Source organism: Bifidobacterium subtile (assembly GCF_000741775.1).
Classification (GTDB): Bacteria; Actinomycetota; Actinomycetes; order Actinomycetales; family Bifidobacteriaceae; genus Bifidobacterium; species Bifidobacterium subtile.
The window spans coordinates 123,593-141,149 of record NZ_JGZR01000003.1; the positions used below are offsets into that span (position 1 = coordinate 123,593).

The 17,557-nt window shown below is 61.3% G+C and carries 15 protein-coding genes, 1 tRNA gene and 1 pseudogene; 12 read left to right on the plus strand and 5 right to left on the minus strand.

What is annotated here, in order from left to right; all coding sequences use genetic code 11:
- The first annotated feature begins 48 nt into the window (after positions 1-48).
- From BISU_RS02365 to BISU_RS02380, 3 genes are all read left to right on the plus strand, one after another.
- Positions 49-486, plus strand: coding sequence for a YraN family protein (locus tag BISU_RS02365; protein WP_404801790.1), 438 nt, complete (start codon positions 49-51; stop codon positions 484-486).
- Complete coding sequence (locus tag BISU_RS02370; RefSeq protein WP_024462811.1) at positions 486-2,018, plus strand: YifB family Mg chelatase-like AAA ATPase; 1,533 nt, start codon at positions 486-488, stop codon at positions 2,016-2,018. The genes BISU_RS02365 and BISU_RS02370 overlap by 1 nt, the downstream gene beginning before the upstream one ends.
- 349 nt (positions 2,019-2,367) lie before the next feature.
- Positions 2,368-3,969 (plus strand): DNA-processing protein DprA, encoded by a 1,602-nt coding sequence (locus tag BISU_RS02380; protein WP_081672618.1) that lies wholly within the window; start codon positions 2,368-2,370, stop codon positions 3,967-3,969.
- Between the two features lie 335 nt (positions 3,970-4,304).
- On the opposite strand, the gene BISU_RS02385 is transcribed toward BISU_RS02380, so the two are convergent.
- Entirely contained in the window at positions 4,305-4,643 is a 339-nt protein-coding gene (locus tag BISU_RS02385) for an MGMT family protein (protein ID WP_024462809.1), read from the minus strand.
- 120 nt (positions 4,644-4,763) lie between these two features.
- On the opposite strand from BISU_RS02385, the gene BISU_RS02390 reads away from it, so the two are divergent.
- From BISU_RS02390 to BISU_RS02400, 3 genes are all read left to right on the plus strand, one after another.
- A complete protein-coding gene (locus BISU_RS02390; RefSeq protein WP_024462808.1) occupies positions 4,764-6,884 on the plus strand; it encodes an FAD-binding protein in 2,121 nt (706 codons plus the stop codon).
- Positions 6,885-7,023: 139 nt separating this feature from the next.
- Complete coding sequence (locus BISU_RS02395) at positions 7,024-8,070, plus strand: succinate dehydrogenase/fumarate reductase iron-sulfur subunit (protein WP_024462807.1); 1,047 nt, start codon at positions 7,024-7,026, stop codon at positions 8,068-8,070.
- 577 nt (positions 8,071-8,647) lie between these two features.
- On the plus strand, positions 8,648-9,322 hold the full coding sequence (locus tag BISU_RS02400) for an O-methyltransferase (protein WP_024462806.1): 675 nt from the start codon (positions 8,648-8,650) through the stop codon (positions 9,320-9,322).
- 150 nt (positions 9,323-9,472) lie between these two features.
- On the opposite strand, the gene BISU_RS02405 is transcribed toward BISU_RS02400, so the two are convergent.
- The 4 genes and pseudogenes from BISU_RS02405 to BISU_RS02420 form a co-directional block, all read right to left on the minus strand.
- Positions 9,473-10,375: an LOG family protein gene (locus tag BISU_RS02405; RefSeq protein WP_024462805.1), complete on the minus strand. Its 903-nt coding sequence runs from the start codon at positions 10,373-10,375 to the stop codon at positions 9,473-9,475.
- A 335-nt stretch (positions 10,376-10,710) separates the two neighbouring features.
- Positions 10,711-11,922 (minus strand): annotated as a pseudogene (nhaA, locus tag BISU_RS02410) (Na+/H+ antiporter NhaA); the annotation flags it as partial.
- A 37-nt stretch (positions 11,923-11,959) separates the two neighbouring features.
- Positions 11,960-12,235 carry a ribbon-helix-helix domain-containing protein gene (locus BISU_RS02415; protein ID WP_024462803.1) on the minus strand — a complete coding sequence of 92 codons (276 nt, stop codon included), beginning with the start codon at positions 12,233-12,235 and terminating at the stop codon, positions 11,960-11,962.
- A 28-nt stretch (positions 12,236-12,263) separates the two neighbouring features.
- Complete coding sequence (locus tag BISU_RS02420) at positions 12,264-12,503, minus strand: hypothetical protein (protein WP_024462802.1); 240 nt, start codon at positions 12,501-12,503, stop codon at positions 12,264-12,266.
- Positions 12,504-12,733: 230 nt separating this feature from the next.
- Here BISU_RS02420 and BISU_RS02425 point away from each other — a divergent pair.
- From BISU_RS02425 to BISU_RS02450, 6 genes are all read left to right on the plus strand, one after another.
- A tRNA-Arg gene (locus tag BISU_RS02425) sits at positions 12,734-12,807 on the plus strand.
- Between the two features lie 116 nt (positions 12,808-12,923).
- On the plus strand, positions 12,924-13,865 hold the full coding sequence (gene rarD, locus BISU_RS02430; protein ID WP_024462801.1) for an EamA family transporter RarD: 942 nt from the start codon (positions 12,924-12,926) through the stop codon (positions 13,863-13,865).
- 243 nt (positions 13,866-14,108) lie between these two features.
- Entirely contained in the window at positions 14,109-14,249 is a 141-nt protein-coding gene (locus tag BISU_RS12400) for a hypothetical protein (RefSeq protein WP_155803792.1), read from the plus strand.
- 93 nt (positions 14,250-14,342) lie between these two features.
- Positions 14,343-15,218: an SDR family oxidoreductase gene (locus tag BISU_RS02440; RefSeq protein ID WP_024462799.1), complete on the plus strand. Its 876-nt coding sequence runs from the start codon at positions 14,343-14,345 to the stop codon at positions 15,216-15,218.
- Positions 15,219-15,260: 42 nt separating this feature from the next.
- Entirely contained in the window at positions 15,261-15,740 is a 480-nt protein-coding gene (locus BISU_RS02445) for a MerR family transcriptional regulator (RefSeq protein ID WP_024462798.1), read from the plus strand.
- A 328-nt stretch (positions 15,741-16,068) separates the two neighbouring features.
- A complete protein-coding gene (locus BISU_RS02450) occupies positions 16,069-17,523 on the plus strand; it encodes an MFS transporter (protein ID WP_202805546.1) in 1,455 nt (484 codons plus the stop codon).
- The last annotated feature ends 34 nt before the right edge of the window (positions 17,524-17,557 follow it).

Sequence of the window (17,557 nt, forward strand, 5' to 3'; positions counted from 1 at the left end):
ATACAGACCATTAATCCATCTCAAGCCGAAATAACCCCTACCGCTACGATTCCCGGCATCGAATCCCCGGCTCTGGCAGCGGCGAGTGCGCTGCAGGATCTGTCCGCACATCTGCGCGATGCAACGCTCTCCCCCGCGCGTTTCGGCGTTCTCGGCGAGGAGTACGCCGCAGCATGGCTGGCCAGACGCGGATGGTCGACTCTTTCGCGCAACTGGCACACGCGCTACGGCGAACTGGACCTCGTCATGCTCGATCCGGAGCGCACAATCGTTTTCGTCGAGGTCAAGACCCGCCGCACCACACGCTACGGGAGTCCGCAGGAGGCGGTGACAGCGCGAAAACGGCTGCGATTGCGCCGAGCCGGGGTGCAATGGCTGCTTGAGCCGGAGCATCGCATTGCGCATAACGGCGTGCGCTTCGATGTGGTCAGCATTCTGCTTGAGGCAAGCGGTCCGAGCGTGCGCTATATTCCCGAGGCGTTCTAATGGCTATCGGCGGCGCTCTGTCGGTCGGCCTGATCGGGCTCAAGGCTTTCGTCATCCAGATACAGTCCTTCATCTCGCCCGGCCTGCCCTACTTCTCCATCATCGGACTTCCCGATGCTTCGCTGAGCGAGGCCCGCGAGCGCGTGAAATCAGCCTGCCAGGCGAGCGGTTTCTCCTGGCCGCAGACACGCGTCACCGTCAATCTCTCGCCCGCCTCGCTGCCCAAGCGCGGTTCCTCGCACGATTTGGCGATAGCCGCTAGTGTGCTCGCCGCAGCGGGCGCGATAGACGCCGAGTCCTTGGTCGACACCATCGTGCTGGGCGAGGTCAATCTCGACGGCACAGTGCTGGCGATCAACGGCCTGCTGCCGATCATGCTGCATGCCAAACAGCACGGTTTGCGCCGCATCATCGTGCCGCACGCCAACGAGGATGAGGCCAGACTGGTCGGCGGGCTGGATACGGTCTGCGTGCGCCACGTCGGCGAGCTTATCGAGATGATGGGCGGGCATGCGAAGTACCAGCTGGCTCCCGAGCGCCGAGGCGAGGCGCACGACTTGTCGCATGGCAATCAGGCACCGATCGAACCGCAGGATATGAGCGAAGTCGTCGGACAGGAGCATACGAAATGGGTGCTGCAGGTGGCTGCAGCCGGCGGGCATCATGTGCTGATGACCGGGCCGCCGGGCGCAGGCAAAACCATGCTCGCCTCGCGCCTGCCCGGCATCATGAGCCCGCTCGACGATGCGGAACAACTCGAAGTCGCTTCCATTCGCTCCTTGTGCGGAACATTGGGAAGTCATGGCATCAGCGATATACCGCCATTCGAGGCGCCGCACCATACAGCGTCGAACGCCGCGCTGGTCGGCGGAGGCTCGGGAGTCGCTCAGCCCGGCGCCATCACGCGGGCGCATCGCGGCGTCCTGTTCATGGACGAGGCGCCTGAATTCTCTCCTCGGGCGTTGCAGACGCTGCGCGAGCCGCTGGAATCGGGATATGTAGCGCTGTCGCGTGCCAAGGGAACCACATATTATCCGGCGCGTTTCCAACTGGTCATGGCAGCAAATCCCTGCCCGTGCGGCTTCGGATATGGCGACGGGGAACGCTGCACGTGCCGGGAGAAGGACCGGGTGCGCTATTTTTCGCGTCTGTCCGGGCCGATTCTCGACCGCATCGATATCCAGGTGGAGGTGCCGCCTGTCGAGCGGATAACCGGTCAGCTTACGGCGCAAGGCGCGTGCAGCCGGGATATGCGCTTGGCGGTATCCAAGGCACGTGCGGCAGCGAGGGAGCGTTTCCGCGAGCGGCATTGGGGCTGCAACGCCCAAGCGGGAGGCACTTGGCTGCGGGAGAACACCTCGCGACAGGCCGTTGAGCTGGTCAACCAAGCCTTGGAACGCAAACGGCTGAGTCTGCGCGGTGCTGACCGCGCCATGCGCCTGGCGTGGACGCTCGCCGACCTCGAAGGCAAGGACTCCCCGGGCAAATCCGAAATGATGCAGGGCATCGCGCTGCGTACGAGGCTGTCATGAACAGCGGCGATGGCATCGCGCCCGACAGCGCAGGCACCCCAAACGATCAAAAATCCACTGCAACCAGACAGTCCGGTGCAATGAGGCCGGAAGGTGGCGCAACCAGTCAGACGGACGTCGCGTACAGTCATGAGAACACTGCGCACAGCCATATGAGCATCGCAGACAGCCCTGCGACCACTGCACCGAGCAGTCAGCCTACGATTTCGCCACCTGATACCGAGACGCTTGCCCGAGCCACGCTCACCTTCTGCCTTGATGGCGCAGACGCCTGATGTTCGCCCTGCTCAAAGGCGCGGAGAGCGCACAGTCGGTGGTAACACTATTCCGTGATGCCACAGTGGACGGCATGTGCGCGAACTCCAGCGCCGTGCCGAATCGTGACTCGCCGTACTCTGACACGTCGCACTCCGACACGCTGCACTCTGGTTTGCCGTACTCTGACCCTGAGCGCCTTGGCACCGTGCAATTGGGCACAGCAGGTTCTCAAGGTTCCGGTGCGCCGAACCTCGCCGCAAGCAACCCTGATACGTTGAAAGTCAGCACGTCGAAAACCAGCGCTCACGCCAGACGCGAGCTGGAATCTCTCTTCGCCATGGGCATCGCGCGATGGGGACGCAGCGTCGACCATCGCGGCATGCGGATTTTTCGTCGCACGCTGAATCGGTGGCTGTCTCGTTTCCTGCAATTGCCCGGCTATGATCCGCAGCTGCTCTCGGACTGGTTCACGATGGAGGGCAGCCAATGGATCATCGCGCCGCACAGTAAATATTGGCCGAGTCAGCTGGCTGATCTATCCACGCGCAAGGATTGGGCGGCACCATTGTGTCTGTGGGGATATGGAACGCCATCAAGCCTTGTCGCCTGTCCTAAGCCGATAGCGATTGTCGGCTCGCGCGGAGTGAGCGAATACGGGCGAAGCGTCGCGCATGACATAGCTCTGCAAGCGGCGGCTGATGGTCATATTGTCGTTTCGGGCGGCGCGTTCGGCACGGATGCGGCTGCGCATTGGGGTGCGCTCGAAGCCTCGCGCCGCGACGACATCGGAGCCGGCACCACTGTCGCGGTGTTCGCCGGAGGATTGAACCATATCGGTCCACAGCGCAACGAGCGCCTGTTCGAAGCCATACTCGCCAACGGCGGAGCGCTTGTCAGCGAGCTGTGCCCCGGCACAGTGCCTGAAGCGCGGCGCTTCCTGCTACGCAATCGGATCATCGCCGCCCTGTCCTCGACGGTTGTCGTGGCACAGGCCCGAGCTCGCTCCGGCGCACTCAACACCGCGAACTGGGCGGCGGAGCTGGGGCGGGAGGTCTACGCGGTTCCTGGCGGCATCGACTCGCCGGACAACGCCGGATGCAACGCGCTCATCCGCGATGGCAAAGCCGTCATTCTGTGCTCGACGCATCATATCGATGAGCTCTGCCATAAACGGCATGAGCGATTTGCACCAGAAACGGAGTCCTCGGAACCAACCGAATTCGGCACATCGACCGATTCGGACGAACAGACAGATCGGACGGGCCAGCTGCATCCCGGCAACTCCAACGACGAACCTGCAACCGACGCCGGTCCCAAGGAAGTCGAGGCATCGCGCCGATACGAGTCGGTGCGCACCGCCATACGGCGATGCCGACGCCGAGGGCTGGCCGCCGAACCTAACGCCATCTTCTCCATGCTCGTCGGCGACAACGCGTCCGGGCACAATGCCACAAGTTCCTCGACCAGCGCCGATGAAGAAGCTGGCCGGCAAAGCGCATCATGCGGAATCGCGACATTCGCTCAACTCACCGAAGCGCTTGGCGAAATGGAACTGATGGGGATGGTCGAATTCCATAAGGGCGCGATCCGCATCTCTCGACAATCGGACAAAGAGTCCGGCAACAGCTGCGACGCCAGCCGTTCCAACGACGCCAGCCAACGATGCCCAGCTGATAAGGAGAAGCAATCATGACCATGCTATGCGCAAGTGCAGCTGTAGCCAAAAGCCCTGCAATTCCAACGGTTTCTGCCGTGCAGCAGCACTATTCACAAATCATGCGGCGGCAGAGGAAAGAATTGAGCGGCACACTGCGTTCACAGACGCTATATTCAGGGCCATCGCGCTCATATCGGCATGACCAAACGTGCGCACCATCGCATTCTTGCGCACGCACCTCACAGCACCCCTATGAAGGCGTGCCGACATCCAATGATGAAATCAATGACGTGCCATGCCAACACAAACGCAAACGCGATCGAGCGTACAAGCCGGCGCGCCGCCATCAGGGTGCCGAACGCACCTCACTCCTACCATTGGCAGCGCTGCAAGTCGACCAGCCAGCCGTCCTCGCCGGCGTTGGCATGGCTTTTGGCGGGCGGAATGAAGGACACGCCTTCATTCTCCAACAGCGCACGCTGGCGTTCCGGGCCGCCGAAGGCGAATCCGGGAGCAAGCGAGCCGTCGCGGAAGACCACGCGATGGCAGGGAATGACGCCCGGCTCCGGGTTGGCATGCAAGGCGTAGCCGACGATTCGCGCATTGCGGGGGTTGCCGGCCAAGGCCGCCACTTGGCCATAGGTCGCCACCTTCCCCGTCGGAATGCGGCGGACAACATCGTAGACACGACTGCTGAAGGATTCGCTCATGACCCTATTATCGGCCACCGGCTAGAAAACGCGATGCCGGTTCGCGCCCGACAAGCCAAACGCGCCCGGACGCGCGGCAAACCGGCCCCGCGAGTCCTGCCGTGTGCAAGAATCGTGGGTATGAGTCCCGAACATGTGGAAGAAATGTACGACGCGATCATCGTGGGTGCCGGAGCCGCCGGACTGTCAGCAGCCCTAGGGCTGCTGCGCTCACCCGCGATGCAGGCGGCGCGGGAGAACGGCGTGGAGCCGAAGATCCTGGTGATCTCCAAGCTGCAGCCGCTGCGCTCGCACACTGGCTCGGCCGAAGGCGGCATTGCTGCGACTCTGGGCAACGTCGAGCATGACGATTGGCATTGGCACTACTATGACACCGTCAAAGGCGGCGATTGGCTGGTCGATCAGGACGCCGCACAGGTGCTGGCGCAGTACGCCCCTGAAACCGTCATCAACCTCGAACGCTCCGGGGCCGCGTTCTCCCGAACCGCAGACGGGCATATCGCCCAGCGGCGTTTCGGCGGCCACACCGCTGATTTCGGGCATGCGCCGATTCGACGCGCCGCGTATTCCGCTGATCGCGTCGGGCATCAGATTCTGTTCGCACTATGGCAGCAGTGTGTGGCGAACGGCGTCGAGTTCGCCGAGGAATGGGTCGTCACCGACCTTGTGTTGGACGAGCCGTTGACCGCCGTGCAGGGCGTCGTCGCCTTCGATACGCATGCGGGCGAAGTCCATGCGCTGCACGCGAGGACTGTTGCGCTTGCCACCGGCGGCGCAGGACGGCTGTTCCATACCACGACGAACTCCTGGGACCTGACCGGCGACGGCATGGCGCTTGCGCTTGAGGCCGGATTGCAGCTTGAGGACATGGAGTTCATCCAGTTCCACCCTACCGGGCTGGCCCACAGCGGCATACTGCTCTCCGAGGCGGTCCGTTCCGAAGGCGGCGTGCTGCGCAATGCGCGAGGCGAGGCGTTCATGCAGCAATATGCTCCCGAGCACGGCGATCTGGCCGCACGCGACGTTGTGAGCCGCGCCATCTTAGACCAAGTCGACCGAGGCCTAGGCGTGCCGGATCCCAAGGACCCCAACGGGCCGCACGATTGCGTATGGCTCGATATGACCGGTATTCCGACCGAACATATGCAGCAGAGTCTGCCGCAGGTGCTTGAAACCATTCATACCTATGCAGATCTCGATCCGAGCCGGGATTATGTGCCGATCAAACCGACCGCTCACTACACGATGGGCGGCATCCCCATCAGCCTCGATGGCGAGGTGTACCGCTGGCATGAAGGCGCGCGCAGCATCATCCAAGGGCTATACGCCGCTGGAGAATGCTCCTGCGTCAGCGTGCATGGGGCGAATCGCCTGGGCGGCAACTCGCTGCTCGATGCCTGCCTGTTCGGCAACCGTGCTGGAGCTGCCATCGCGCGGAAGATCATGCAGCCAATCACGGACGAAGGCGATGCTGATGCTGTGGTTTGCGATGCACTCAGCGACGCACCCGACGACGCACCCGACGATGCGGATACGAGCGATTCCTCTGCAGCCGCGGGCCTATCGCATGCCATCGCGACTGATGGTACAGATGCGAATGGGCTGGCAGTCGCCAAAGGAGGTAATGCCTCGGATAATATTGGCGAAGATCTGGTCGGCATAGCCGCCGAACGTCGCCGAACGGACGTGCAGCGGCTTCTGGCGCAGGATGCCGGCACCACCGGGTCTCATCAGTCCGGACTTGCTCACGGGCACAATGCCAATAGCATCGGCGAAGCTGCCGGCACCGACCCCGCAGTGCCCGCAGCTTCGCGCGATCCAGACGTTAAACCCGCCGAGCATCCCGATGGCAACCCTTACGAGCTGATGTCCGAACTCGGCGAGGTGATGGAAAGCGCCCTCGCCGTGCGCTGCGACGCGCACAGCATCGAGATCGCCCGCACATGGCTGCATGATACGGCATCGCCGCGCACACAGGCTCTTCGCAGCCATGCGCCGACGGCAACGTTCAATCAGGAGCTCATTGCGATTTGGGAGGCGCGGCATCTGACGACGCTTGCCGATGCCGTGCTGCGGGCTTCCGATGCACGGCATGAGTCGCGCGGCTCCCTGTACCGCTCCGATTTCACCGAACGCGACGACGAGCATTACCTTGCTCATTCCATGACTGCAACCGGCTCGGATGTACTGTGGCAGCCCGTGCATATCCTCGACATGCCGCCGCAGGCACGCACTTATTAGTTTTCGTGCTCATTAGTCCGTACTCGTTTGGCACTGTTCGGTTACCATCATCCCCTCATCGTTGCCTTCGGCAACCTGACCGAACCCCATGGCAAAATAGTGACGTTAACAAGTGCGGCAAGGCAAGAAAGGCGTGCGCATGGGCGGCATAGGCAATGCTACGGCGACGGTCACGATACGGGTGAAACGCTTCGCGCCGCGACCCGAGCGACCGAACCGCAGCGCCGTCACCGCCTTGCGAAAGCCCGCATCGCCTTTCGGCTCGACGCGCAAACGACCTCGTGGCAAGCAGTGGAGCCAGGAATACACATTGCGCGTCCACCCGCATGATACCGTGTTGGACTGCCTGCTCATCATCAAACGCACACTCGATCCCACGCTTGCATTCCGCTACTCCTGCGGGCACGGCATGTGCGGCTCGGATGCGGTCGCCGTCAATGGCACGCCGACGCTGCTGTGCACGGCAAGAATATCCGACTACGCGAAACAGCTGCCGCAAAACACGCAAAACGAAGGGTTTCGGCGCACTGCAACGGTCAATCGCTCCGCAGCAGCAACACGCGGCTTTGCCGCGTCGGGCGGCAACGTCACAGAAACGAACACCACAGAGACAACTGAGGATACGGACGCAAACTCAGTCAGCGCTACGGATGCCAATGCGACCGTCGTTGCCGCCGAAGGCACGGTCGCACCGACGCCGCTCGCGCCCGATCTCGGCATCATCGAGCTTGCGCCGCTGCCCGGATTCCCCGTGCAGCGCGATCTAATCGCCGACATCGACCCGATACTCGACCAGATCAAACGCCTTCAGCCCTACTTGCAGGCCGACGGTAAGCTCGCCACCACGCGAGAAGGCAAGGTCGATGTCTTCGAATACTTGCAGAAACCCGAACAACTGGCCAAATACGAGCTGCTGAGCAACTGCATCGCCTGCGGCGTGTGCGAAGGCAGCTGCCCGGTGTTCGCCGGCGGCGAGGCCTTCATCGGTCCTGCCGCACTGGTTATGGCATCGCGCTTCCTCAATGATTCGCGCGACGACGCGGCCCAGCAGCGGCTCGATGCCATCGACACCGCCGATGGCATCGCCGCATGTCAGTCGGTGCGCGCATGCGGCCGCCAGTGCCCACGCGGCATCGACGTCGGCGAAGAAATGTGGCAGCTCACCACCGCCGTGCGCGAGCGCTGAATCGCCAAAGCTGCAGTGCGGCACGGCACAGCCCGACGCCCTAGGCCACGCAAATGCCAGCTGAAACCCTGTCAGTATGCTTGGGAATCCTGTATCTACGTTGTATGTAGCGTTAAATCGGCCTTGCGAAGGTCTATCTGCGTTATGTGTAGCGCTATCTCTTGGAGAGCCGAGTATTGGGTGGCCGGAAACCGCCATTTTCAGCCAGCGATACTCGAGGCACCAAGGAATTAACGCCTCACACAACGCAGATAGACCTCCGCAGCACCCCAATAACGCTACACACAACGCTGATAGCCCATGCGAGCGCAAATCGACTCTTCATATTGTGCCGTGCGAGGCTTACAGTGTGCGGCATACCGAAATCACGCGCCGCGGATGCGTAGCTTTTTGCACGCTACCTCGAAGCTGCCGTATGAAATATACCGGAATCGACCCCTGAAACGTTACATTTCATACGGCAGACCCGGTGTACCGTACGTTCGAACACGGTCAGTCAACACGAAGAATCATCATTAGGCAGATTTTCGCCATATCCGCGGCACATTCCGTCCGCATGCCGGTAGAGTAGGGAGTCATGGATAAGACGTCGTACACCAATCTCGCGAAAATGTGGGAGCTCGCCGAGGACCGTGCGTTCTCGCACCAGTCCGAGGACATGAACGCCGTGCGCCGGCACGCCGAGGAATCAGGCTCCCCTCAGGGCACAGCCCAGCAGGCCGAACTGCTGAATCTGCTCGTGCGGCTTGTCAAGGCTTCCTCGGTGATTGCGGTCGGCACCGGGTCGGTCGTGGAGACGCTGCAGCTGGTCCGCGGGCTCGAAGGGCGCGGGCAGCTGACGGCAGTCGACTCCTCGGCGCAGGGCATCAGCCTGATTCGTTCGCTGTTCACCCGGCTCGATGACGTGACGCAGACCACGCTTCGCGCCGTGAATGCCCCGGTCGAGGTGTTCCTGCCGCGTCTGAACGCTGGGACCTACCAATTCATCGCCGTGTGCGGCGAGGCCGGGAACTACGCCGCGGCCTTCGAGCAGGCGCCCCGTCTGCTCGGCGAGCATGGCATGATCGTCTTCACGGATGTCATGGCGCTGGAAGGCCCCGAATCCAACGGCGGCGTGCTCAATCCTGCCGACCGCAGCGACAAGGCGGTCGCCATGCGCACCATGCTCGACGAAGTGCAGTCCGACGAACGCTTCATCTCAACATTCGTGCCCGTGGGCACCGGCATGCTCATCGCCATCAAAAACGATTAGCCGTTTCGGGCCGCTTTATGCTCCCGGGCCGCTTTACGAGTCCGGCCGTCGGAACCATCCGTCGGGCTGGCCGCCGTGACCTCCATAACCGTCGCGGGATCGGCTGACGAGGCTAACAATCCTCAAGTCTACAGAAAACCATACGAACGTCTACCGCGCGATGCCGCTGACCGCCACCCGCACCGCCTCATCGGGATCGTCGGTGAACGCCACCAGTTCGGGGTCGAGCGGCGAAATGAAACCGCGGCCTTGCACGTTTGCTCCCAGCCAGTCGAAAAGCCCACGCCAGTACGCCGTGTCGAAGAGGACGACCGGAATCGACTTGACCTTGTGCGTCTGCACGAGGGTGAGCAGCTCGAAAAGCTCATCCAAGGTGCCGAATCCGCCGGGGCAGACGATGACTCCTGAGGAGTATTTGACGAACATCGTCTTGCGCACGAAGAAGTAGCGGAAGCTGATGCCGAGGTTCACCCACTGGTTGATGCCCTGCTCATGCGGCAGCTCGATGCCCAGGCCGACCGACTTGCCGCCCACGCTCGATGCCCCGCGGTTGGCTGCTTCCATGACTCCCGGTCCGCCGCCGGTGATGACGGCGACATTGCGTTTCGCAATCGCCTCGCCCATGTGCATTGCGCTGAGGTAATCAGAATCGCTCTCCTTGGATCGGGCCGACCCGAACACGCTTACCGCAGGCCCCAGCTCGGCCAAAGCGCCGAATCCGTCGACGAATTCTGCTTGGATGCGCAGCACACGCCACGGGTCCATATGCAGCCAATCGGTGGACTGCTCCTCCTTGAGCAGGTTGGCGGTCGTGTTGTCGCTCGGGACCATCGAGCCACGCAGCAGCACCGGGCCGCGCCGGTAGCTCTCCCCCAACGGCGAATGCCCGCTGTCATCCTCGCTGGTGCCGTCGGCCTCGTCGGAACCGTTGAATTCGACGGTGGAATCGTTCGTGGGCTGCCCATCGGCGAACTTCTCGTTTTCGGCTTGCTCATTCGCAGACTGCCCGTCAATCGGCTGCTCGCCTCCAAATGTCACCGCGTTCTCGGTCATGTTCTCTCCCTCTCCTCACGCATCGCAACCGTGTCCGTCAAGCATCGATCTCGCGCCACGCAAACCATCTCACGACTGCCGTTCGGCCGCCGCATGATCTTTCATGCGTCACATCGCGCAGTTCGCGCCGCCGAAATGCTGCGACGCGTGGCCGGACTTGCGGTGTCCGAAACCGATGCATGTGCCGTATCGTATCCAAGGGTAGCGTTGCCCGCCGATTGCGGCACGCGCATGCCATCGCACGAACATGTCTTGCACAGTCATGGCGCATCGTCATGGCGCAAGCGTACCAATCAGCGAATTGACGCACCGGATTCTGGTTGCGCAAGCCCACGTTCGTAGCGCTTGGATTGACGATGCAGCAAACCACCGGATATTGCGGCGGAGAGCAGTGAGGCGAGCAGAATGCCGATTCTGCTTTCCGCGACCATGACCGCGTCGCCATATGCCAGTGAGGCGATGAGGAAGGATACGGTGAATCCGATGCCGCAGGCGCAGGACATGGGGAACAGGTCGCGCACACGCAGCCCTTCGGGCAAGTCCAGCCGGGCGATATGCGTGCATATCCATGACGTGGCCATGATGCCGAGCGGCTTGCCGACAACCAACGCAATAAGAATGCCCATGACGATCGGCGAAACGAGCAAAGCAGGCGTGAAAGCGTCGAAATGCACCCCCGTGGCGAACATTGCGAAAATCGGCAGCGCCACGAGCGCGGACAAAGGCTGCAACCGGTCTCGGTAACGTGCCGCGCGCGGGGTCAATTCGCCATGCCGTTCGATTGCAGGCGTGAGCAGGCCGACCAGTACACCCGCCAGCGTGGGATGCACGCCGGCTTCGAACATCATGACCCACGCCGCGATCCCCACCAGACCGACCGCGAGCCACGGTACGCGGCGCATGCGCACCAGCAGCGCCCAGACTGCCGCGCACACAGCAAGCCCCGCGAACCAGTACCACTCATTGAGATGCGAGAAGAACACGGCGATGACGATGATGCCCAGCAGATCATCGACCGTGGCGAGCGTCATCAGAAACGCGCGAATCGAGCCGGGCAGCGCCTTGGCGAACAAGGACAGCACCGCCAGCGAGAACGCGATATCAGTCGCCGTGGGAATCGCCCAGCCTTGGGCGATAGCGCCGAGTCCACCCGCTGCGCCGCCCGGCTGCATCGAGTGCAGCACGTGCGCGACCAGCAGGAACAGCGCCGGAGGCACCAGCATGCCGCCGATTGCAGCGAGCATCGGCACGGCGGCGGCCTTCGGATTGGCCAGCGTTCCCGTGGTCAGCTCCTGCTTGAGGTCAAGCCCCACCACCAGAAAGAAGATGGTCAGCAGTCCATCCTGCGCCCAGTGCCCTATCGGCAGGTCGATGTTGGTCGCGGGAATGCCTACATGCGTGTGCGCAACGAAGGCGAAGGTGTCAGCCGTGGCTGGCAGATTCGCGAGCATGAGGCCCAGCAGCGCGCACCCGAGCATAATCAGCCCCGAAGCCCGGTCCGATGCGCCCAAGCGCTTGATGGCAGTCAGCATTCCATGTGTTTTCATATCTTCCTTGTCTGGTCGCACTATCCCCTAGTCGCTCTTAAACACCGCTAGCCAGCAGAGCCTGGTCGATGGCGTGACGCAGGAATTGCGAGCGCGATTCACCTTTGGCTTTGGCATCCGCATCGATGGCCTTCAACCGCGATTTGGGCAAGCGGAACGAGACGGTTTCAAGCTCCTCGTCGTAGATTCTCGGTCGTCCCGGCGTAATCTGGCCCACCGTGCCGTTCCAATCGCCGTCCTCGTATTCAGCAGCCATACGATCGAGCTGCTGGTCGGTGACACCGAACAAATTGTTGATTTCTTCGCGATTCATGATGTCCTCCTTGCTGCGTTGAGCTCATTCATGGTCTTTTTCGATGGGGCGTCATCGCATGGTAGATGAGCCATCGTCTGTGCCTATTAATGGACACCATTTCCAGCAAGCGTCCATTGCTATCCATTCCCACGGTAACCCATGAGCCGGAGCCGTCCATTCGCAAAGCGGAAAGCAGCGCCCCATGCCAGGCGTCCAACACATCGTGCTCACTGATCTGCGGATGGCGTTCATGAATCCTAGGATGGATGATCGGTTCGTCATCCATGTAGGAAACCTTCCTTGCCTATTATTGTATTGCAAAACCATAATACATTATTCTGCGTAGGACGATACTCAACAATACCCAACCGTCAGGCATGATTCGCAAGGACGCCATCCCACTCACGTCATTGTTTTCACGCAACGACACGCCGCGTTTGCCACGTATAGGCAAACGCGGTATCTTATACGAGTTGCCAAAAACAAGGTCAAGGAAACAAAGCCTCGTGACAACATGCGCCAGTAGCCCAATGGATTAGAGCAGCTGACTACGGATCAGCAGGTTGCAGGTTCGAATCCTGTCTGGCGCACAACACTTAAGCCCTACAGCTGCAACAGCTGCGGGGCTTTTGCATGTTTCGCGACACGGCTGGCACGCCCCGGCAAGGAGCTCCTGCACCCGTGACGCAGCACCTGGAGGGGAACGATGAGCCAACAGCCGACAACCGCTGGATCCACGATGCGATCGGGCCTCATCTATGGGTTCGGTGCCTATATTTCCTGGGGAATCCTGCCGCTCTTTTTCCTGGCTCTCGCCCCGGCCGGCGGATGGGAGATCGTCGCTTGGCGGGTTGTCTTCTCTGCCGCTTTGTGCGCGATACTGCTCACCTGCATGCGCAAATGGCGCGGGTTCATCGCAGTATGGCGCAATCGCCGTCTTCGACTTGCCTTCATCGTCGCGGCCCTGCTCACCTACATCAACTGGCAGACCTACGTGTTGGCCACCACCAGCGGACATGTCGTCGACTCCGCGCTTGGCTACTTCATCAACCCCGTATTCACGGTGCTGTTAGGCGTCTTCGTGCTGCACGAGCGGCTCCGACCCATGCAATGGGCATCGGTGGCTCTCAGCGCGGTAGCGATCATCGTCCTCACCGTCGACGAGGGTCGCATCCCTTGGATCGCCCTCATTCTAGCCGGCTCTTTCGGAATCTACGGCCTGATCAAGAACCGGGTCGGGAGCAGCACGGACGCTCTCACCGGACTAGCCGTGGAGACCACCGTGCTCTCCCCCATCGCAATCGTCATGCTGATAGGAGTGCAGTTCGCCGGCGGAATCACCTTCGCCACCCACGGCGTCGGACATGCCCTGCTGCTCATGCTGGCGGGACCGATGACCACCGTGCCGCTGATCCTGTTCGCCGCAGCCGCCCGACGCGTGCCGTTGAACTGGATCGGGTTCCTGCAGTATGCGTCCCCGACCATACAATTCCTGATTGGCGTATTCGTGCTGCATGAGGCCATGCCGGCGTCACGCTGGGTCGGCTTCGCCATCGTATGGGCCGGGCTCGCACTCCTCGTCGCTGACTCCATAATAATGGTGGGCCGCCGTCATAGGATGCTCGTGCCCGGCACCCATTCCGCTTGAATGTCGAGATGGAACAGGGTTTGCCAGTCTTTTGCGGCTCCTATCTCTTATCGTCCTTGGGCCGATTGCTGAAGAGACATTGAACGCGAGACATTCAACATCATAGGCGGCTCATCCGCGTACGAGAACGTCAGAGCTCCCGCAGAACCCGCGCCATCAAGCAGATTCATCGCATCCTGCGTGCGACTTTGCTTTGACAGCCTGCATCATGGTGTAACGCGCTTCTCTGCTTCCACGATACCAGTGACTTGGACACAAGCCCTCAAAGACGCCGACCACATCCTCGTCCTCGACAACGGCAGACTCGTCCAACACGGCACCTATGAAGAACTCAACAACCAAGACGGCCCATTCCGCCACCTGCACGCCAGCAGCCAACAATAGAAACCAGACCGCTAGGCACTGGTCAGCGGCACCATGATGCACGACACACCGCGCCTTGCCTTTGAGCGCACTCGAAGCTCTACGCTCGGCAGCATGAACAAGCATTCAACAAACTCAACAATATGGCTCATTACTGGTGCATCATCCGGGTTCGGACACGCACTTGCCGTCGCAGCGCTGCGTCGCGGCGAGAAGGTCGCGGGAACAGCGCGGCATCTCGAACGTTTCGCCGATCTCATCAACGAATATGGTGATCAATTCCTCCCGATCGAACATGATATCCGCAATCGAGACTTGGCCGCATCCGTGGTTGACCAAACGATTAAACAATTCGGAGGACTCGATGTGCTTGTCAACAACGCGGGCGTCGGCCAGGTCGGCACAGCGGAAGAGGTCACCGACGCGCAGCTGCTGGATATGCTCGCGCAGCATATTCTCGGCCCCGCCGCGATGGTACGCACGGCATTGCCGACCATGCGAGCGAACGGCCACGGGGCAATCGTTCAGATGAGCAGTCAAGGCGGGCGGCGTTCATTCCCGGCCGTCGGCAGCTACTCTGCTGGAAAATTCGCGCTCGAAGGCTGGTCCGAAGCACTCGCAGGCGAGGTGGCGCCGTTCGGAATCAGGGTCCTTATCGTCGAGCCGAGCCGATTCCGGACAGGGTTCAACCGCTCGGACGTGCTGCAGCTCGCCGAGGAAAATGCAACGTATGACGCTGTCGTTGGCAACGTGCGCACCGACATGACAGCATCGGACGGGCGGCAGGAAGGCGATCCCGCCCGCGCCGCCGAAATCATTCGCCGCGTCCTTGCGGCTGAGGACATGCCCTTGCGCCTGCCGCTCGGCGCGGAAGCGGCGCACAACCTCACGACGCTCTACGAAACGCAGCTGGCGAATACGCGGGCAATCGCCGAGCTTTCCGCTTCGGCTGATTTCCCCGACGCGTCACACGCTGGACGCGGGTTCTGATGACGCTTTGGCGGTCAACCTCCCGCTTGTACACTCATTGATATGCCGACTCACGAACTCATTGCCAAGCTTCTCGATGCCGCCGATGCAACTCCCGCAACGGATACGATCGAAGCGCTTCACGAGTTGCTCGACGATTCGACGATCGAAGCGGTCAGTGCACCTGTCCGCATTTCGGATGCGGCCGCGCTGACCGGCCTCTCTGCATACACGCTGCGCTACTACGAGTCGAAGGGACTTGTGCATCCTCATCACAACGCGGCTGGATACCGCGAGTATTCGGCGTTCGACCTGCGCAGGATCGTGTTTATCGCGCGAATGCGGCTGTCCGGCATGACGATGGCGGATTTGCAGCGTTACATTGGCCTCGTCGAGCAGGGCGATACGACGATACCGCAACGTCGGGCGCTGATGATCGCCCAACGCGAGCGAATCGAGCGACAAATACGTGAGCTCTCATTGGCGCTCGAAACGACGAATTACAAGATTAAGACCTATACTCCGGAAATGACCTCGGACTAGACGGAGTAACGATAAGCGCGCCACAACACTTGAGCGCCACCGACTGTTGCTCAACTTAAGCGAGGAACACTTTGGCGTAAAACCATGGCTGAAACTAGCGTAAAATCGCAAATCAAACTGGCGTAAAATCATAAATGATTCGATATTGTCCTTGAATTCAAGCGCCGGGTAAGCGGGAATCCTTCGGCTTCGGGTGTCTGCGATACATCTTGTCGCGATATGCATTGTATATTCTACAGCGCGTATGCATCGCAACGCATTTCATGAGACCGGCATCTGCCGATACCGATATTTCGCAAACGAGGTAGCCATATTGAAGGCAGACACTGTGAAGGACGACACTGCGGAAGTGCCCACTGCACCGGAGGAAACCCACGTCTCCGCTAGAACCAAACTCTCGATCGGAGCGACGGCGCTGCTCTCGTTCGTCGGCGTGCTGACCGAGACCTCGCTCAACGTCACCTTCCCGACCATGACCAAGGAGTTCGGGCTGCCCCTGTCGACGATCCAGCTGCTGACCTCCGGCTATCTGCTCATGGTGACGCTGGTGATGAGCACCTCGTCGTTCCTGCTCAAGCGCTTCGACGCCCGGCTGCTGTTCCGGCTCGCGATCGCCACCAGCTTGGCGGGAACCGTGCTGTGCAGCGTGCCCGCGAACTACTGGGTGCTGCTCGCGGGCCGCTTGCTGCAGGCCGCAGCCACCGGAGTCTCGACGCCGCTGATGATGCATGTGATTCTTTCGCTCGTCCCGCAGCGCAGACGCGGCGTCTACATGGGCATCGCAGGCATGGTGATCTCCCTCGCCCCTACTCTGGGGCCGACATATGGCGGACTGATCAACTACTACTGGTCATGGCATATCATCTTCGTGCTGACCGTGCCCTTGCTGTTGCTGTCCTACATTCTGGGCGAACTCAATCTGCGTCTTTCGCCGCGCAGCAAGGCAGCGCAGCATTTCGATGCGCTCGGCCTCGTATTGCTCACGTTCGCTTTGGTGTCCCTGACTCAGATCTTCGACCGGCTCGGCGCCAGCGGAACCTTCAACGCCCCGGTGCTCATCGCCATCACGGCCACTGTGATCGCCTTCGCGCTGCTGATATGGCATAGCGTGTCCAGTCGTGCGCCGCTGCTGAACGGCAGACTGCTCAAAACGCCGACCGTGGGCTTGCGAGCCATCAATTTCTTCATCCTGCAGTTCATCAATATCGGCAGCTCGTTCCTCATTCCCGTATTCGCCGAGCTTTTTTTGGGCGCGAACTCCATGCACGCCGGCCTGCTGCTGCTCCCCGGATCGCTGCTGGGGGCACTCATCGCGCCGTTCGCCGGGTCAGTGTACGACCGGCACGGAGCCGCGCTGCCATTGCTCGTCTCGAACATTTCGATGCTGATAGGCGTCGGCGCCTTCTGGTGGCTCACCGGCAATCTGACCCTGCCGCTGATCACCGGACTCTATATATTTCTGAAGCTAGGTTTCAACATCGGCTACAGCAACACGATGAGCGACGCGAGCAAGTATGTCGCCGCCGAGCAGCAGACCGACTTCAATTCAATGTTCAACACGTTCCAGCAATACGCCGGGTCCCTAGGCACCAGCGTGCTGGCCTGCTCGCTGGCGGTGAGTGAAGTCGCGCGGCCCGGCGATCCCACGCACGCAGCAGCCGAGGGCACCAGCCATGGTTTCATGCTGCTCATCGGCCTGGCGCTCATAGCCCTGATAGCGACGGTCGTCTCAGTCGCGCTGCGCCATAAGCCGCCGATCCGCCTCACGCCCGTCAAGATCTGAGAACGTCAAAGGCTGCGAACGACAAAGGCTGAGG

Excerpts from the sequence above, each read along its gene's own strand:
- BISU_RS02390 (WP_024462808.1), top strand. The coding sequence starts at position 4,764 with ATGAGTCCCGAACATGTGGAAGAAATGTACGACGCGATCATCGTGGGT.
- BISU_RS02445 (WP_024462798.1), top strand. The coding sequence starts at position 15,261 with ATGCCGACTCACGAACTCATTGCCAAGCTTCTCGATGCCGCCGATGCA.
- BISU_RS02370 (WP_024462811.1), top strand. The coding sequence starts at position 486 with ATGGCTATCGGCGGCGCTCTGTCGGTCGGCCTGATCGGGCTCAAGGCT.
- BISU_RS02380 (WP_081672618.1), top strand. The coding sequence starts at position 2,368 with ATGTGCGCGAACTCCAGCGCCGTGCCGAATCGTGACTCGCCGTACTCT.
- BISU_RS02440 (WP_024462799.1), top strand. The coding sequence starts at position 14,343 with ATGAACAAGCATTCAACAAACTCAACAATATGGCTCATTACTGGTGCA.
- BISU_RS02385 (WP_024462809.1), bottom strand. The coding sequence starts at position 4,643 with ATGAGCGAATCCTTCAGCAGTCGTGTCTACGATGTTGTCCGCCGCATT.
- BISU_RS02415 (WP_024462803.1), bottom strand. The coding sequence starts at position 12,235 with ATGAATCGCGAAGAAATCAACAATTTGTTCGGTGTCACCGACCAGCAG.
- BISU_RS02400 (WP_024462806.1), top strand. The coding sequence starts at position 8,648 with ATGGATAAGACGTCGTACACCAATCTCGCGAAAATGTGGGAGCTCGCC.
- rarD (WP_024462801.1), top strand. The coding sequence starts at position 12,924 with ATGAGCCAACAGCCGACAACCGCTGGATCCACGATGCGATCGGGCCTC.
- BISU_RS02405 (WP_024462805.1), bottom strand. The coding sequence starts at position 10,375 with ATGACCGAGAACGCGGTGACATTTGGAGGCGAGCAGCCGATTGACGGG.
- BISU_RS02420 (WP_024462802.1), bottom strand. The coding sequence starts at position 12,503 with ATGGATGACGAACCGATCATCCATCCTAGGATTCATGAACGCCATCCG.
- BISU_RS02395 (WP_024462807.1), top strand. The coding sequence starts at position 7,024 with ATGGGCGGCATAGGCAATGCTACGGCGACGGTCACGATACGGGTGAAA.